At 65.4% G+C, this 17577-nt stretch carries 16 protein-coding genes; all 16 read left to right on the forward strand.

The annotated features are described in order from the left end of the window. Positions 1–57: 57 nt before the first annotated feature. Positions 58–1809, forward strand: a complete 1752-nt coding sequence (locus ASF79_RS06220; RefSeq protein WP_235480626.1) for a peptidoglycan D,D-transpeptidase FtsI family protein — start codon at positions 58–60, stop codon at positions 1807–1809. 15 nt (positions 1810–1824) lie between these two features. Beyond that, the gene (locus tag ASF79_RS06225) at positions 1825–3369 is read left to right on the forward strand and encodes a Mur ligase family protein (protein WP_235500675.1); all 1545 of its coding nucleotides are present in this window, start codon (positions 1825–1827) and stop codon (positions 3367–3369) included. A 3-nt stretch (positions 3370–3372) separates the two neighbouring features. Beyond that, entirely contained in the window at positions 3373–4797 is a 1425-nt protein-coding gene (locus tag ASF79_RS06230; RefSeq protein WP_055853262.1) for a UDP-N-acetylmuramoyl-tripeptide--D-alanyl-D-alanine ligase, read from the forward strand. Next, positions 4794–5891 (forward strand): phospho-N-acetylmuramoyl-pentapeptide-transferase, encoded by a 1098-nt coding sequence (gene mraY, locus ASF79_RS06235; RefSeq protein ID WP_055781630.1) that lies wholly within the window; start codon positions 4794–4796, stop codon positions 5889–5891. Before ASF79_RS06230 ends, mraY begins: the two co-directional genes overlap by 4 nt. Then, complete coding sequence (gene murD / locus ASF79_RS06240) at positions 5888–7507, forward strand: UDP-N-acetylmuramoyl-L-alanine--D-glutamate ligase (RefSeq protein ID WP_082495737.1); 1620 nt, start codon at positions 5888–5890, stop codon at positions 7505–7507. Before mraY ends, murD begins: the two co-directional genes overlap by 4 nt. A gap of 46 nt (positions 7508–7553) precedes the next feature. Then, positions 7554–8687, forward strand: a complete 1134-nt coding sequence (gene ftsW, locus ASF79_RS06245; protein WP_235500676.1) for a putative lipid II flippase FtsW — start codon at positions 7554–7556, stop codon at positions 8685–8687. Further along, a complete protein-coding gene (locus ASF79_RS06250) occupies positions 8684–9760 on the forward strand; it encodes a UDP-N-acetylglucosamine--N-acetylmuramyl-(pentapeptide) pyrophosphoryl-undecaprenol N-acetylglucosamine transferase (protein WP_055853264.1) in 1077 nt (358 codons plus the stop codon). Before ftsW ends, ASF79_RS06250 begins: the two co-directional genes overlap by 4 nt. Positions 9761–9819: 59 nt before the next feature. Continuing rightward, positions 9820–11232 carry a UDP-N-acetylmuramate--L-alanine ligase gene (murC, locus tag ASF79_RS06255; protein ID WP_055853267.1) on the forward strand — a complete coding sequence of 471 codons (1413 nt, stop codon included), beginning with the start codon at positions 9820–9822 and terminating at the stop codon, positions 11230–11232. After that, positions 11229–12353 carry an FtsQ-type POTRA domain-containing protein gene (locus ASF79_RS17040; protein ID WP_082495738.1) on the forward strand — a complete coding sequence of 375 codons (1125 nt, stop codon included), beginning with the start codon at positions 11229–11231 and terminating at the stop codon, positions 12351–12353. Before murC ends, ASF79_RS17040 begins: the two co-directional genes overlap by 4 nt. A gap of 168 nt (positions 12354–12521) precedes the next feature. Further along, positions 12522–13703: a cell division protein FtsZ gene (gene ftsZ, locus ASF79_RS06265; protein WP_055781624.1), complete on the forward strand. Its 1182-nt coding sequence runs from the start codon at positions 12522–12524 to the stop codon at positions 13701–13703. After that, positions 13700–14371 (forward strand): YggS family pyridoxal phosphate-dependent enzyme, encoded by a 672-nt coding sequence (locus tag ASF79_RS06270; protein WP_055853269.1) that lies wholly within the window; start codon positions 13700–13702, stop codon positions 14369–14371. Before ftsZ ends, ASF79_RS06270 begins: the two co-directional genes overlap by 4 nt. Positions 14372–14412: 41 nt before the next feature. After that, positions 14413–14901, forward strand: a complete 489-nt coding sequence (locus tag ASF79_RS06275; RefSeq protein ID WP_055781618.1) for a cell division protein SepF — start codon at positions 14413–14415, stop codon at positions 14899–14901. Positions 14902–14908: 7 nt separating this feature from the next. Next, complete coding sequence (locus ASF79_RS06280) at positions 14909–15217, forward strand: YggT family protein (protein ID WP_055781614.1); 309 nt, start codon at positions 14909–14911, stop codon at positions 15215–15217. 127 nt (positions 15218–15344) lie between these two features. Beyond that, a complete protein-coding gene (locus tag ASF79_RS06285; protein ID WP_055781612.1) occupies positions 15345–15995 on the forward strand; it encodes a DivIVA domain-containing protein in 651 nt (216 codons plus the stop codon). Continuing rightward, complete coding sequence (lspA, locus tag ASF79_RS06290) at positions 15985–16563, forward strand: signal peptidase II (RefSeq protein WP_268751127.1); 579 nt, start codon at positions 15985–15987, stop codon at positions 16561–16563. Before ASF79_RS06285 ends, lspA begins: the two co-directional genes overlap by 11 nt. Continuing rightward, positions 16563–17486, forward strand: coding sequence for an RluA family pseudouridine synthase (locus ASF79_RS06295; RefSeq protein WP_055853272.1), 924 nt, complete (start codon positions 16563–16565; stop codon positions 17484–17486). Before lspA ends, ASF79_RS06295 begins: the two co-directional genes overlap by 1 nt. The last annotated feature ends 91 nt before the right edge of the window (positions 17487–17577 follow it).

Below are 17577 nucleotides of genomic sequence, written 5' to 3' on the forward strand. Positions count from 1 at the left end.
CAGCCGAATGAAAGGCCGCACGTGACCCCGACGACAGCCAGAACAACTCGAGGACGCGTGACCATCGCGGTGCTCATCATCGTCGCCGTGGTCTCCGTCTTCTGTGTGAGGCTCGTCGACATACAGATCGTGCAGGCAGACAGCCTGAACGCGATCTCTCTCGCGAGCAGGTCCGACAGCACCGTCACCTTGGGAACGCGAGGCGACATCGTCGACGCCAACGGCGTCGTCCTGGCCACCAGCATCCTGCGGTACGCCATCGAGGCCGACCCGTCGGCCGTCGCCGAGTTCGAACGCCCGGGCCCTGACGGCACCGGCGAAGTGAAGGTCAGCGCAGAACAGGCCATCGGCGAACTCGCGTCGGTCATGGGGTTGGAACCGTCTGTGGTCACCGCCATCGTCACCGCGGACCCGACCTCGCGCTACGCGCTGATCTCCAAGTCGGTCGATGTCACGACGTACAACGCGATCCGCGCCCTCGACATCCCGTGGCTCTACTACAAGGCCGATCAGTCGCGTACCTATCCCGATGGAAGCGTCGCCGGCAACCTCGTGGGCTTCGTGGGGGCGGATGGATCGGCCCTGGCCGGTACCGAGCTGACGCAGAACGCCTGTCTCGCCGGCAGCGATGGCAGCGAGGTGACCGAGACCGGTGAAGACGGAGTGGCGATTCCCGGGTCGACCGTGACCCTCAAGAAGGCTGTCGACGGCGGCAAGGTGCAACTGACGATCAACGCCGACCTGCAGTACTTCGCGCAGGAGGCTCTGGCGCAACGCGTCACCGAGGTCGGCGCCGAATCGGGCACCGTGGTCGTGACCGAGGCCAAGACGGGCAAGATCCTGACGGCGGCCGAGTACCCCACGGTGGATCCGAACAATGTCGACGCCACCGACCCGGCCTTCCGCGGAGCGAAGGTGTTCAGCGACCCCTTCGAGCCTGGATCGACGTTCAAGTCGATCACTGCCGCCTCGCTGATCGACGCCGGAGCGGCGACTCCCTCGAGTCAGGTCATGGCTCCATACGAGTACAAGTCCGGCAGCGCCGTCATCCATGACTCGTTCTTTCACCCAGACATGCCCTGGACCTTGACCGGTGTCATCGAACAGTCGTCGAACACGGGCATCTCCATGCTCAGCAACAACATGTCGGTCGATCAGCGCTGGGACTACATGAACAAGTTCCATCTGGGAAAGCCGACCGAGGTCGGCTTCGTCGGCGAGGACTCGGGCGACATTCTTCCCGGAGGTGTCAGCGGGCCCACCCAGCTCGACGATCAGACGATCTACAACACGACCTTCGGCCAGGGGCTCACCGTGACCGCCGTGCAGATGGCGAGTGCCTACCAGGCGATCGCGAACAACGGCGTGCGTATGCCCGTGCAGCTCTTCGAGGGGTGCAAACACGAAGACGGCACGGTGACGGATGCTCCGCCCACGTCGACCGGCGAGCAGGTCATCTCGCCTCAGGCGGCTCAGGACACCGTGCACATGATGGAGTCGGTCGCCACCACCGGTTACGCCGCAGACGCCCTGAAGATCCCGGGATACCGAGTGTCCGCAAAGACCGGAACGGCCGAGATGAGCAATGGTTCGGGTGCATATGGCGGGGCATACCTCACCTCGATGGCCGGTATGGCACCATCGGACGATCCTCAGTACGTCGTTTCGGTGACCATCAGGAAGCCCGTTACCATTACATCTGGACTGGCCGCCGCGCCGGTCTTCCAGAAGGTGCTGTCGCAGGCGCTGAAGACGTATCGGGTGCAGCCCTCCACGGTTCCCGCCCCCGATCTACCCACTACTTACTGAATGAAGGAGTCATCTGTGCCGGATCGGGTTTCGCAGGGACTGCGCCCGGAACATCCGATCGCACGATCGCTCTCACAGCTCGTCGCAGACTTCGAGCTGGAGCAGATCGGCGAATTCGCACCCGACTCCGTCACCGGGATCAGCCTGACGTCGCGAGACATCGTGCCCGGTGATCTCTATGTCGGTCTGCCCGGACGCAATGTGCACGGAGCGACGTTCGCCTCGGCCGCCGCTCAGAGCGGTGCGGTGGCGATCCTCACCGATGCGCAGGGCGCCGAGCTAGCCGCAGACAGCGGACTCCCGGTGATCGTCACGCCGCAGCCTCGCGAGGCTCTGGGTGCTGTGTCAGCCTGGATCTATCGCACGCTCGACGACCCGCCCACTCTCTTCGGGGTCACAGGCACCAACGGCAAGACGAGCGTCACGTACATCCTTGACGCGATCCTGTCGCAACTCGGCATCGTGGCGGGCTTCAGCACGACGGCCGAGCGCGGCATCGGCGAGCTCCGAATCACGAGCACCTTGACGACGCCGGAGGCGACCGAGGTGCATGCTCTACTCGCTCGTATGCGCGAGGCGGAGGTGCGGTCGGTCATCATCGAGGTCTCGGCGCAGGCTCTGACTCGTCACCGCGTCGATGGCATCGTCTTCGACGTCGTCGGGTTCACGAATCTCACGCACGACCATCTCGACGACTACGGCCGCATGGAAGACTACTTCGAGGCCAAACGCGCCCTGTTCGAGCCCGATCGGGCTCGGCGCGGAGTGGTGCTCGTCGACGGCGAATGGGGTGCCCGCCTCGCTGACGAGTCACGGATTCCGGTCGCGACGATCTCGACCAAGACCGGCGTCCCCGCAGACTGGCAGGTCACGATCCTCGAAGAGACCGTCGACTTCACGCGGTTCAGCATCGAGGGCCCCGATCACCGTTCCCTCACCACGAGCATTCCCATCCTCGGCCGCTTCATGGCCGAGAACGCGGCACTCGCGATCGTGATGCTCGTCGAATCGGGGTACGACCTCGAGGCCATCGCGCACGTCCTCGATCGAGACGGAGGAATCGACGCCTTCGTGCCAGGTCGTGCCGAGAAGGTGTCCGCCGACGCGGGACCGCGGGTCTACATCGACTACGGGCACAGTCCGGATGCGTTCCAGAGTGCGCTCGAGGCGCTCCGGCGCGTCACCGATGGCCGGGTCATCATGGTCTTCGGTGCCGACGGAGACAGGGACACGACCAAGAGGGTCGACATGGCGTCGATCGCCGCCAGGCTCGCCGACGTCGTCGTCATCACCGACTACAACCCGCGGTTCGAAGACCCGGCGTCTATCCGATCGGTTCTTCTGGATGCCGCGCGAGCGGTCCGAGGCGACGTCGAGCTCTACGAGGTTCCCGACCCCCGGCTCGCGTTCCGCAAGGCACTTTCCGTGGCCGGCGAGGGCGACGTGATTCTGCATGCCGGTCCGGGCCACGAGGACTATCAGGAAGTCGCGGGCGAGAAGATTCCCTATTCCGCGCGCGACGAGGCACGGCTCGCCCTGCAGGAATACGGATGGCTCTGACCCATGCTCCAACTCACACTTCATGACATCGCCGGCATCATCGGCGGCCGACTGGTCATTCCCGACGCCATCGCGGCTGCGGGCATCTCGTCCGACACCGTCGTCTCCGGGGTCATCGACACCGACTCTCGAGAGATTCGCGACGGCGGCATCTTCGTGGCGAAGCCCGGCGAATTCAGCGATGGATTCCTGTTCATCGACAAGGCAGTGTCCGCCGGTGCGGCCCTGGTGATCGCCGAGCGCACGTCTGATGCGCTCGTCGCTCAGATCGTCGTCGATGACGCCGTGCTAGCGCTGGGAGCACTGGCGACGGAGGTGGTACGCCGTGTTCGGCAGCACGGACTGCTGCGCATCGTGGGCATCACGGGATCGAACGGCAAGACCACCACGAAGAACCTCCTCCGCTCGATCCTCGATGCCGAGGGCGAGACGGTCGCGCCCCGTGACTCGTTCAACAACGAGGTGGGCGCTCCGCTCACCATGCTCAAGCTGACGCCGTCGACCAGGTACCTCGTCGCCGAGATGGGCGCATCCGGCCCGGGGGAGATCACGCGGCTGGTCCGCATGGCCAAACCCGATGTCGGTGTGGTGCTCACAGTGGGGCTCGCCCACGCGGGAGAGTTCGGCGGGATCGCCACGACATTGGCCACGAAGACCGAGATGGTCACGGATCTCGACGACACGGATGTCGCGGTGTTGAACATCGATGACCCTCGAGTCGCGGGGATGGCCGACAAGACCGCAGCGCGAGTCGTCTGGTTCGGCCTCGACGAGCGGGCCGCTGTGCGGGCGCACGACGTGTCCGCGCACGCCGGCGGCACGGAGTTCACGTTGACTCTCGCGTCGGGCGAGAGCCGAGCTGTGCGGTTCAGAGTGCTCGGCGAACATCACGTCATGAACGCTCTGGCCGCCGCGGCTGCAGCAGAGAGCCTCGGCGTCGGCATCGACCGCATCGTCGACGGACTGCAGGCGGTGACGCGTGCGGAGCGTTGGCGCATGGAGGTGCTCGGAGGACGCGACAATGTGACCGTCATCAACGACGCCTACAACGCGAGCCCGGACTCGATGGTCGCGGGGCTCAAGACGCTTGCCCAGATCGCGACGCCGACATCCCGCAAGATCGCGGTCCTCGGCGAGATGAGCGAGCTCGGTGAATTCTCGCTCGAAGAACACGACCGCATCGGTCGCATGATCGTGCGGCTCGGCATCGAGAAGCTGATCGTCGTGGGAGAGGGCGCACGAGCCCTGCACCTCGCTGCGACGCACGAAGGATCGTGGGATGGCGAGTCGCAGTTCGTCGACACCGCCGACGAAGCCTACGACGCGCTTGCTCCCGAGCTGAGACCGGGCGACATCGTGTTCGTCAAGTCGTCGAACTCCGCGGGGCTCAGGTTCCTCGGAGACCGACTGGGGGAGCTCTTCGCATGAAAACCCTTCTCGCAGCCGGGGCCATCTCCATGGTTTTCACACTGCTCATGACCCCCGTCTTCATCCGGCTCTTCAAACGGCTGGCGTGGGGCCAGTTCATCAACATGGATGGCCCAGAGACGCACCACGTGAAGCGCGGAACGCCGACGATGGGCGGAATCGTCATCGTGCTGGCCACCCTGTTCGGCTACTTCGTCGCGCTGCTCCTGACTCAACGCGGCATCTCGATCTCCGCACTCCTCGTGCTCTTCCTGATGGTCGGTCTCGCCGTCGTGGGATTCATCGACGACTTCATCAAGACGCATCGGAAGCGCAGCCTGGGTCTCGGCCCGGCGGCCAAGCTCATCGGCCAGATCGTGGTCGGCGTCGCCTTCGCGATCCTCGCGTTGAACTTCCCTGACGGCAACGGCGTGACACCGGCCTCGACGGCGATCTCGATCGTGCGCGACACGCACATCGACTTCGACATGCTCGTCATCCCCGCCGTCATCGTCATCGCCTTCGTCGTCTGGGTATGCGTGATCGTCATGGGCACGTCGAATGGCGTGAATCTGACAGACGGTCTCGACGGTCTGGCCCCCGGATCGAGCATCCTCGCCATCGGAGCCTTCATCTTCATCGGGTTCTGGCAGGACAGTCAGAACTGCTTCAACCCGAATCTCGCCTCGGATGTGCTCGGCAAGTGCTACGAGGTGCGGGATCCTCTAGATCTGGCGATCGTCGCCGCCGCCATTGTCGGCGCTCTCATCGGATTCCTGTGGTGGAACACCAACCCGGCGAAGATCTTCCTCGGCGACACCGGCTCGCTCGCACTCGGTGGCGCACTCGCTGCGCTGGCCATCCTCAGCCGCACGGAACTGCTCCTCGTCGTCATCGGCGGTATCTTCGTGATCGTCGCCGGTCAGGTCGTCATCCAACTCACGTACTTCAAGCTCACCAAGGGCAAGCGCATCTGGCTCGCCAGCCCGCTCCATCACCATTTCGAGGTGAAGGGGTGGGCAGAGGTCACCATCGTGGTGAGATTCTGGATCATCGCCGGAATTCTCGTCGCCGCCGGCGTCGGGTCCTTCTACCTCGAGTGGATCTCGCGATGACCGATCCCGCTTCCGGCAGGGCGCTCGATCTCACCAGCTGGCACCACGACTGGTCCGGACTCCGTGTCGGAGTCCTCGGACTCGGCGTCACGGGCTTCTCCGTTGCGGACACGCTCGCCGAACTCGGCTCGCGCGTTCTCGTGGTCGCAGAGAAGGTCGACGACCGCTACCGGCTCATGCTCGAGGTGATCGGCGCCGAGCTCGTGCAGGCCACGTCGCTGGACTCGGTTCCCGCCGAGCTCGAATCGCTCGATCCCGAACTGCTGGTCGTCTCGCCGGGGTTTCACCCGGACCACTCGGCGATCACCTGGGCGATCGAACGGGGCATCCCCGTATGGGGCGACGTCGAGCTGGCGTGGAGACTGCGAGACAAGGTCGGCGTCTCGGGCGCCGGCAGCGCTCCGGCTGAATGGATCGCGGTCACCGGCACGAACGGCAAGACGACCACCGTTCAGCTGACGGCCGCCATGCTGGCCGCCGGTGGGCTGCGCGCGGCGCCGTGCGGGAATATCGGAGTGCCCGTTCTGGATGCCGTGCGCGATCCGCAGGGTTTCGACGTCTTCGTGGTCGAGCTGTCGAGCTATCAGCTCTACTCGACATCGAGCATGTCGCCGTGGGCAGCCGTCTGTCTCAACGTCGCCGAAGACCATCTCGACTGGCACGGATCGATGGAGGCCTACGTCGCCGCCAAGGCTCGGGTCTATACGAACACTCGCAGCGCCTGCGTCTACAACCGCGCCGACGAGCTGACCCTGAAGATGGTGGAAGACGCAGAGGTCGTCGAGGGTGCTCGCGCCATCGGATTCGACCTCGGTGTGCCCGGCCCCAGCGATCTCGGTATCGTCGACGGCATCCTGGTCGACCGGGCTTTCCACGACGACCGGCACAGCTCGGCTCTCGAGGTCACCACGGTCGCCCGCTTGGCCGCTGCCGGTCTGGGCGCTCCGCACACGGTGGCCGATGTCCTGGCCGCGACGGCGCTCGCGCGCAGCGTGGGCGTCACGATTCCTGCGATCCGCTCGGCCCTCGACACGTTCCATCTCGACCGGCATCGCATCGAGGTCGTCGAGATCCGCGACGACATCACCTGGGTCGACGACTCGAAGGCCACGAACCCGCACGCGGCCGCCGCATCGCTCTCGGCGTATCCGTCGGTGGTCTGGATCGCGGGAGGACTCTTGAAGGGCGTCGACATCGAGCCGCTGGTGCGCGCACGCGCGGCCAAGATGCGCGGAGTCGTGCTCGTCGGCGAGGATCGAACCGCGCTTCGGGAGGCATTCCAGCGACACGCGCCGCACCTTCCCGTGCGAGAGGTGACGGGCACGGAGACTAAGGGTGTCATGTCGGTCGCCGTCGAACTGGCTGCCGCTCTCGCGGTGGCTGGCGACGTGGTGCTTCTGGCACCGGCGGCCGCGTCGATGGATCAATTCACCGACTACTCCGACCGTGGCGACCGCTTCGCACACGCCGTGCGAAACTACCTGGGAGGCGATCCGACTGACGACGACACGACCGGGCGTTCGGCCTCACACGCTGCGCCCGCAGACGCTGAGACCGACGACGACGCCGGCCTCGACGGTGAAGCCCCGAACGAGCGCCCCCACCTCCTCGACTGAGCAGGCTCGTTCTGCCCGCACCGCGCGGATCTCCCTCGGCCGGGCCTTGCAGCCCGAATCGCGGAGCTACTTCCTTCTTCTCGGAACGACCCTGTTCCTTCTGCTCTTCGGCCTGGTCATGGTGCTCTCCTCGAGCTCGGTGTCGTCGTACGCGGGCTCGCAGGGATCGTTCGGGGTGTTCTGGCGCCAGGCCATCTTCGCGGTCATCGGCGTTCCCCTCATGCTCATCATTTCCCAACTCCCCGTCCGCGTCTGGCGACGCTGGGCCTGGCTGCCGTTGGTGGCGGGGATCGTCCTCCAGCTGCTCGTCCTCTTCACTCCGCTCGGCATCGAGGTCGGCGGCAACCGCAACTGGATCGGCATCGGCGGATTCAATGCGCAACCGTCGGAGCTCATCAAGGTCGGTCTGGTCGCCTGGCTCGGAGTGATCCTGTCGAAGAAGGAGCCGCATCTGCACCGGTGGGGCCACGTCCTGATTCCCGCTCTGCCCGTCGCCGGGCTGGGTATCTTCGTCGTGATGCTCGGAGGCGACCTCGGCACCGTCATGATCATGACGGCACTCGTCTTCGGTGCGCTGTTCTTCGCGGGCATCAAGTTCCGTCTCCTCGTCATCCCCGTGCTCATCGGGATCGCCCTGACCCTCGTGATCGCTCTCACGAGCTCGAACAGGTTGTCGCGCATCGAGAACTTCCTCGGCATCGGTTCGGGTGACCAGACGGGTCTGTCGTACCAAAACCAGCACGCCGACTGGGCCATGGCCGCCGGGGGAGTGTTCGGAGTCGGTCTGGGTAACAGCAAGGCCAAGTGGCTCTGGCTGCCCGCCGCGGATAACGACTTCATCTTCGCCATCATCGGTGAGGAGCTGGGGCTCGTCGGCGCGATCGTCGTGCTCGCACTCTTCGTCGTCCTGGCCGTGTCGTTCCTGCGCATCGTGAGGTCGTCGACCGACCTCTTCTCGAGAGTCGTCACGGGGTCGGTCATGGTTTGGCTCATCGGCCAGGCGTTCGTGAACATCGCGGTGGTCCTGCAGGTCGTCCCGGTCCTCGGTGTGCCCCTACCGCTCATATCGTCGGGAGGCTCGGCGCTCGTGACGACCCTGGTGGCGATCGGCATTGTGCTCTCGATCTCGAGGCACAGCGAGGCCACAGCCGACGGGCTGTCTCAGAAGAAGGTCCGATGACCACGTATCTCCTCGCCGGCGGCGGAACGGCCGGGCACGTGAACCCTCTCCTCGCGACCGCCGACGAGTTGATGCGCCGCGAGCCGGATGCATCGATCATTGTGGTCGGCACGGCGGAGGGACTGGAAGCGCGTCTCGTCCCGTTGCGCGGCTACGAGCTCGTGACCATTCCCAGACTTCCCTTTCCTCGCAGGCCGGGAAAGGCTGCAGTCGCCTTCCTTCCCCGCCTCCTCGGTGTCATCACGCAGCTGCGCTCGCTCATCGCCGAGAGATCCGTCGATGTCGTTGTGGGGTTCGGGGGATACGCGGCGGCACCCGCCTACCTGGCGGCACGTCGCGCCGGCGTTCCCATCGTCATCCACGAGGCCAACGCGCGGCCAGGCTTAGCGAACAAGCTCGGCGCCCGGTTCACCCCCTACGTCGGCGTCGTCTTCGCGGGCACGCCCTTGCCCCACGCCCAGCTCACGGGGCTGCCTCTCCGAAGCGAGATCGCCGCACTCGACACGACCGCGGCGGCGGAGCCCGCCAGGCGGAATTTCGGCCTCGACGCCACGGCACCCGTGCTCCTCGTCACCGGCGGGTCGCTGGGGGCGCAAAGACTCAATCACACGATTCGGGATGCCTACGGTCAGGTTCTCGACGCGGGGTGGCAGATCCTTCATATCTGGGGCGACAAGGCAGACCTCGTCGATCCCGGTGTCGACGGCTACGTGGTCGTGAGGTATTCCGACCGCATGGACCTCGCGTTCGCCGCGGCCGACCTGGTCGTCGCACGAGCGGGGGCGGCGACGGTCTCCGAGCTGGCGGTGCTCGGTCTGCCGAGCGTCCTCGTTCCCTACCCGGTCGGCAACGGTGAGCAGAAGGTCAACGCCCACGACCTCGTCGAGGCCGGCGCGGCCATTCTCGTCGACGATGCTCGGTTCACTCCGAGCTTCGTCGCCGACGAGCTGCGTCGCCTGCTCGCCGATCGTTCGCGTATCGCGACGATGGCTCAGGCCGCCCGCAGCGTCGGCATTGACGATGGCGATGCGCGGCTGGCCGAATTGATCCGGCGCGCAGTGGCGAGAGCGTAACCTTGTTCACTGATCCGGCGCACTGTGCCGGGTTCCGTTCGAAGAGATGAGTCGTACCCGTGATCAAGCCAGACCTCAGTCAAGAGATACCCGCCGAGCTCGGCGCGGTGCATTTCGTGGGCATCGGCGGCTCCGGCATGAGCGGCATCGCACGGCTCATGATCGACGCCGGCATCCCGGTCTCCGGGTCCGATGCCAAGGAGTCGAAGGGCACGAAGGCTCTGCGGGAGCGCGGCGCGCGCGTCAGCATCGGTCACGCGGCCGAGAACCTCGGTGACGCAGACACCCTCGTAGTCACGAGCGCGCTGTGGCCCGACAACCCCGAATATCTCCTCGCCAAAGAACGCGGCATCCCCATCCTCCACCGCTCTCAGGCGTTGGCCTGGGTAGCCGGCCGGCATCGCCTGATCGCGGTCGCGGGCGCGCATGGAAAGACCACCTCGACGGGCATGATCGTGACGGGACTCATCGAGCTCGGTCAGAAGCCCGGCTTCGTCAACGGCGGAGTGATCTCGGCGCTCGGCACGAGCTCTGCGAGCGGGGAGGGCGAGATCTTCGTGCTCGAGGCCGACGAGTCCGATGGATCGTTTCTTCTCTACGACAAGGCCGTCGCGCTGATCACGAACGTCGATCCAGACCATCTCGACCACTACGGCTCGGTGCAGGCCGTCGAGGATGCGTTCGTGACATTCGCCGACGAGGCCTCGGAACTCGTCGTCATCTCCGCCGACGACGCCGGCGCGATCCGGGTGTCCGAGCGGCTCGGCGCTCACCGTGTGTTGAGCTTCGGCGAAGACGTCGACGCCGACGTGCGCCTGCATTCGGTCGAGACCGGCGACAACGTTACGTTCCAGGTGCGGTACCTCGGCAACGACTACGCGGGATCGCTGCTCGTCCCCGGTCGGCACAATGCGTTGAATGCAGCGGGGGCCTTCGCCGTTTTGGTCGGCATGGGTTTCGCGCCCGCCGAGACACTGGATGCGATCGCCCGATTCGGCGGGACCGGTCGCCGATTCGAATTGCACGACACCGTGAGGGGAGTCAGCGTCTACGACGACTACGCCCATCACCCGACCGAGGTCGAGGCGGCGCTCACCGCGGCGCGCACCGTAGTGGGCGAGGGCCGCATCATCGCCGTGCATCAGCCCCACCTGTACTCACGCACTCAGCTGATGGCCGGCGAGTTCGCCGAGACTCTCGAGCGCACGGCTGATTTCACCATCGTGCTCGACGTCTGCGGAGCGCGTGAAGATCCGGTGCCCGGCGTGACGGGAGCTCTGGTCTCCGAGAGGTTCGCCGATCCCGAGACCGTCCGTTACATCGACGACTGGCAGACGGCTGCCGACTTCATGGCGTCGATCGCCCGACCCGGCGACTTCGTCGTGACCCTCGGATGCGGTGACGTGAACTTGATCGTGCCGCAGCTGCTCGACGCGCTCGCCCGTGAGACGCAGGCGCCCCCGGCGGCATGAAAAGACCTCCTGGCGTGACCCCGCCGCCTGCCGGGCCACCGGAGGCCGAGCAGCCGTCGGCACCCCGCGACGCCGGTTCTCGCAGGCGTTCGCCGGGTGGCGTGCGTCGTTCGAAGAAGACTCCGGCGTCCGGCGTCGAGGCGATCACCGAGCCGATCGCTGTCGTCCCGACGTCAGCAACGCCGCCTGCCCAGTCTCCGGCCGTATTCCGCCCCCTGCCCCCTCTGCCCGAGGTATCGCCTGTGCCGGAGGTATCGCCTGGCGACGACCGCGAACAGGTGGGCGTCGACGGCGACGAGTCGGGCTCCAAACCGTGGTGGCTCACCCGGCGAACCGACCCGACCGTCGAGAAGGCGGCCGAAGCCGAGAAGAGTCTCGCCCACGCCGAGAGGCGTCGTCGAAAATACGAGCGGGCTGAGGCTCGGCGGTTCACGCAGGCGACCCGCTCGCGTCGCCGCAAGTATCTGGTGGGTTTCGCCGCGACCGTAGCGCTGGTTCTCGTCGTGGTTCTGACCGCCTATTCCCCCCTGCTCGCCGTGCGCACGATCACGGTCGAGGGCGCATCGCGTGTCGATGCGGGCGCGGTGTCGACCGCGCTCGGCGATCAGCTCGGTCGGCCGCTCACACTGGTCGATTTCGGTGAGGTCAAAAAGACTCTCGAGACGTTCCCTCTCATTCAGAGCTACGTCACCGAGGCTCGCCCGCCGGACACGCTCGTCATCCGGATCGTCGAAAGGCGCCCTGTCGTGACCGTCGCCGCCGACGGCGCCTTCAATCTGGTGGATGCCGCCGGCGTCGTCGTCGAGACCACGCCGGCCCGGGCGCCTGGGTACCCCACCATCGATGTGGCGGCCAACCCGGTCGATTCGCCCGGCTTTGCCGCCGCGAGCCAGGTGCTCCTCGCCCTCAGTCCCGAGTTTCTGGCCCAGGTCGACTCGGTGAGCGCGGCGACACCGGATTCCGTGACGCTCGCTCTCACGAATGGGCAGAGGGTCGTGTGGGGGAGCGCCGAGGATTCGGCTCTGAAGGCGCGCATCGTCGCGAGCATGATCTCGAATCCGGGCATCCCCGACGTCACCGAATACGATGTGTCCTCGCCCGAGGCTCCGATCACCCACTGAGCGCGCGGTCGACTCTCGGCATCCCGTCATTGCGCGCTCAGTTCGCGACACGCGGGGCGTGTGGAGGAGCAGGACCCAGCCACGCCCTTAGGTTCGAAACAAAGAAATGCATACTCGATATAACTTTAAGTCTCAGCTAGAGGTTTAGGGTTCCAGCGGAGGCCGGACGTGACAACCAACCAGAACTATCTCGCAGTCATCAAAGTTGTCGGAATCGGCGGCGGTGGCGTCAACGCCGTCAACCGCATGATCGAACTCGGACTGCGGGGTGTCGAGTTCATCGCCATCAACACCGATGCTCAGGCGCTGCTGATGAGCGACGCCGATGTGAAGCTCGACGTCGGTCGCGAACTCACCCGCGGACTCGGCGCCGGCGCCGACCCCGAGGTGGGCCGTCGAGCCGCCGAGGACCACGCGGAGGAGATCGAGGAGGCCCTGTCCGGCGCCGATATGGTCTTCGTCACCGCGGGCGAGGGCGGAGGAACGGGAACGGGCGGTGCTCCCGTCGTCGCGCGCATCGCGAAATCGATCGGCGCGCTGACCATCGGTGTCGTCACGAAGCCCTTCGGTTTCGAGGGCAAGCGCCGCGCGGCTCAGGCAGAAGACGGTGTCGCGACCCTGAAGAACGAGGTCGACACTCTCATCGTCGTTCCGAACGACCGCCTGCTCGAGATCAGCGACCGCGGCATCAGCATGCTCGAGGCCTTCTCGACGGCAGACCAGGTTCTGCTCGCCGGTGTCCAGGGCATCACCGACCTCATCACCACTCCCGGTCTCATCAACCTCGACTTCGCCGACGTCAAGAGCGTGATGCAGGGTGCGGGCTCGGCTCTGATGGGCATCGGGTCGTCTCGCGGAGCCGACAGGGCCATCAAGGCTGCCGAGCTCGCCGTTGCTTCGCCTCTTCTCGAAGCGAGCATCGAGGGAGCCCACGGAGTGCTCCTCTCGATCCAGGGCGGATCGAACCTCGGAATCTTCGAGATCAACGATGCTGCCAAGCTCGTTCAAGACGCCGTGCACCCGGAGGCGAACATCATCTTCGGTGCCGTCATCGACGACACGCTGGGCGACGAGGTGCGTGTCACCGTCATCGCCGCCGGTTTCGACGGCGGCGACGCCACGGAGCAGAGGCGTGGAAGCTTCGTCGCATCGGCAGACGAGAAAGATCCATACGGTGCAGGTGGAACCGCCATCTCGACCCTGGCCCCGGTGCGTCACGCCGAGGAGCCGGCCACCGAGACTCCGTCGTGGTCGCAGACCGGCGAGCACCACCTCACCGGTGCCGTCGCCTTCGACCCCGCGTCCGAAGACGACGACACCGACCTGGACGTTCCCGACTTCCTCAAGTGACGCTCGAGGAACGCCTCGCCGAGGTCACCGCCCGGGCCGCAGCAGCTGCGGCCCGGGCCGGGCGTACCCTCGACGACCTCACGATCATTCCCGTGACCAAATTCCATCCGGTCTCCCTCGTTCGCGAACTCTACGAACTGGGAGTTCGTGACGTCGCAGAGAATCGCCACCAGGAGGCTCGCGAGAAGGCTCTCGAGCTCGCCGACCTCGCCGATCTCCGATGGAACTTCGTGGGGCAGCTGCAGGGCAAGAAGGCCAGGCAGGTTCGCTCCTACGCTCACATCATCCACTCCGTGGACAGGGCATCGCTCATCGATGCCCTCGCCTCCGACGACACACAGACGTCGATCTTCCTGCAAGTGAATCTCACGGAAGATCCCGCGCGCGGGGGAGCGGCGGCCGGCCAACTCGACGAGCTGACCGAGCACGCACTCCGAGCCCCCGGCATCCGGCTCGAAGGGCTGATGGCCGTGGCGCCCCTCGACGTGGAGCCCCGGGCCGCCTTCGCTCGGGTCCGAGCACTGTCGGAGCGCATCCGGCTGATCGCGCCCGCCGCACTGTCGATCTCGACCGGAATGTCGGCCGACTTCGAATCGGCCATCGCCGAAGGGGCGACACACCTACGAATTGGAACCGCAATCACTGGAAATCGTCCGACGGACGGTTAATCTTGCGACTAGGCACCTGAATCACATACCGGAGGAACACAATGGCCAACCCGCTTCGCAAGACGATGGTGTACCTGGGCCTGGCGGACGAAGAGCTGGAGTACGAAACTCCTGCCCCCGGTCCCGTCGCCCCGGTCCCCGCTCCCCAGTCCCACTCGGCGCAGACGCACGCCGCACCGGCCGCAACGCGGGCACCGGTCACTCCGCTGCGCAAGACGCACATCCAGAAGAACGTGGCACCCACTGAAATGAACGAGATCCTCACGGTTCACCCGAAGCAGTACAAAGATGCCCAGGTCATCGCCGAGAACTTCCGCGAGGGAATCCCTGTGATCATCAACCTGTCGCAGATGACCGACGCCGACGCGCGTCGTCTCATCGACTTCGCAGGAGGCCTGTCGCAGGGGCTGTACGGAAAGATCGAGCGCGTCACCAGCAAGGTGTTCCTGCTCTCTCCCTCGCACGTCTCGGTGTCCGGTGACACCTCGACGGACACGCGCGCGGAGTCTTCCTTCTTCGTCCAGTCATAATTGACGAGTGGATCTACTCGTCATCATCCTTGCGACAGTCGCGTACTACGCGCTGCTCGTGTACTTCTTCCTCATGTGGGGACGGTTCGTTCTCGACCTGGTGCAGAGTTTCCAGCGTTCCTGGCGACCCACGGGTTTCGTCCTGTTCATCGCGGAAGTCGCGTACACGGTGACCGATCCTCCGATCAAGTTCTTCCGCCGCATCATCCCACCGCTTCGTCTCGGACCCGTGGCGTTCGATTTCGGGTGGAGCATCGTGATGCTGCTCGTCATCATCGCCATGTCCATCCTGAACTTCGTCAGGTATCCGGCGTAGCTGGCTGTAGTGTGTGTCATGCACAATCGAGACACGTGTCTGTGGGCCATTCGGCCTGCCGCCGTGTCTATTGCTAGCGTTGGTTAGCGATATCCCCGTTCGTCGAATGTAATAAAGGTGGAAGAACATGGCGTTAACTCCAGAAGACGTTGTTAACAAGCGCTTCGCGCAGACCAAGTTCCGCGAGGGCTACGACCAGGACGAGGTCGATGACTTCCTGGACGAGGTCGTCGTCGAACTCCGTCGACTGACCCAGGAGAACGAGGAGCTTCGCGCTCAGCTCTCCTCCGGTGGTTCCGCTCCGTCGGCCGCCGCCGACGCGCCTGTCGTCTCCGAGCCCGTCTCCGACGCGCCCGTTGCCGACGAGGTCGTCCCCGAGCCCGTCGCGGCCGCTCCGGCCCCGGTCTCCGCTGTTCCGGCCACGTCTGTCGAAGACGACGCCGCCTCGACCACGAACCTCCTCCAGCTGGCCCGCCGCCTGCACGACGAGCACGTCAAGGAGGGTGCGGACAAGCGCGATTCACTCATCGCCGAGGGTCACGCCACCGCCGCGCGCATCGTCGCTGAAGCCGAGACCAAGCAGCGCAACGATCTCGCGCGCCTCAACCAGGAGAAGGCTGCCATCGAGCACCGCATCGACGAGCTTCGCTCGTTCGAGAAGGACTACCGCGTGAAGCTGAAGAGCTACATCGAGGGCCAGCTCCGCGACCTCGACTCGTCGGGCACCGAGGGCGGATCGAACTCGTCCGCTCCGAGCTACACCGGCTTTGGAGGCTAGGACTGCCGCGAAGGCCAGTCCCAGGGTCCTGATCGTCCTGGTTCTCGTTGCAATCGCTGCGTTTATCCTCGATCAAGGCTCCAAGTATTTCGTTGTCACAACGCTGAAACCGGATGAGGTCGTCCCTGTGCTGGGCGACCTCCTCCAGTTTCAGTTCGTCAAGAACCCGGGCGCTGCCTTCTCTATAGGCAACGCCTACACCTGGATCTTCTCGATCCTCGCGTCAGCGGTCACCGTCTTCATCGTCTGGTTCTCGCGGCGCATCCGCTCGCTCGGCTGGGCGATCGTCTTCGGTCTCCTCCTCGGCGGCGTGCTCGGCAATCTCACGGATCGTTTGTTCCGGGAGCCGGGCTTCGGAGTCGGGCACGTGATCGACTTCCTCCGTATCCCGCTGCTGCCGGCCATCTTCAACATCGCCGACACGGCGATCGTCGTCAGCATGGGGCTCTTCCTCATCCTGACTCTGCGAGGCATCGGTCTCGACGGCTCTCGACCGGTTCGCCCGGGCGACGAGGAGTCGGACGAGCTCCAGGGATCGTCTGCGGCATCGCCCGGCGAGACCTCCTGATGGCAGAGAACCGGTCATTCCCGGTGCCGGATGGCCTCGACGGCAGTCGGGTCGACGCGGCTCTGGCGAAGATGCTCGGATTCTCGCGGACCTTCGCGGCCGAGATCCTCGATGCCGGCGGGGTGACGGTCGACGGAGTCGAGGTCGGCAAGTCCGATCGGCTCAGGGCCGATTCATGGCTCGAGGTCACATGGAGCCCCAAGACCGAAGTCCAGATCGTGCCGATCGACGTTCCTGACCTGGGAATCGTCTACGACGACGACGATATCGTCGTCATCGACAAGCCTGTCGGTGTCGCGGCGCATCCCTCCGTCGGCTGGACCGGTCCGACGGTGCTCGGAGCCCTAGCGGGTGCGGGCTACCGCATCTCGACGAGCGGTGCCGCCGAGCGCGCCGGTATCGTGCATCGACTCGACGCGGGAACCAGCGGACTCATGGTGGTCGCGAAGAGCGAAGAGGCCTACACCTGGCTCAAGAGCGCGTTCCACGACCGCGAGGTCGACAAGATCTATCACGCTGTCGTGCAGGGACATCCCGACCCCCTCGCGGGTACCATCGACGCTCCCATCGGTCGCCATCCCCGCTCAGACTGGAAGTTCGCGGTGACCGCCGCGGGCAAGCCGAGTGTGACGCACTACGAGACGCTCGAGGCCTTCCCCTCGGCTTCTATGCTCGAGGTGCATCTCGAGACCGGACGCACACATCAGATCCGTGTCCATATGGCGGCACAGCGGCATCCGTGCGTCGGAGACGCGATGTACGGCGCCGACCCGACCATCTCTGCGCGTCTCGGTCTCACCAGGCAGTGGCTGCACGCAAAGCGTCTGGGCTTCATCCACCCGAGAAGCCGCGAGTACGTGTCGTTCGAATCGCCGTACCCGCTCGATCTGCAGAACGCGCTCGACATTCTCCGACGCGACTGAGGTCGTGTGTCGGGGGAGCCGACGTAAACTTGAGACCTCTCACCCCAGCTTTAGTCGGAGTCATCTGTGCCTTCTCAGGATTCATTCGTTC

Source organism: Agreia sp. Leaf335 (assembly GCF_001423605.1).
Classification (GTDB): domain Bacteria; phylum Actinomycetota; class Actinomycetes; order Actinomycetales; family Microbacteriaceae; genus Agreia.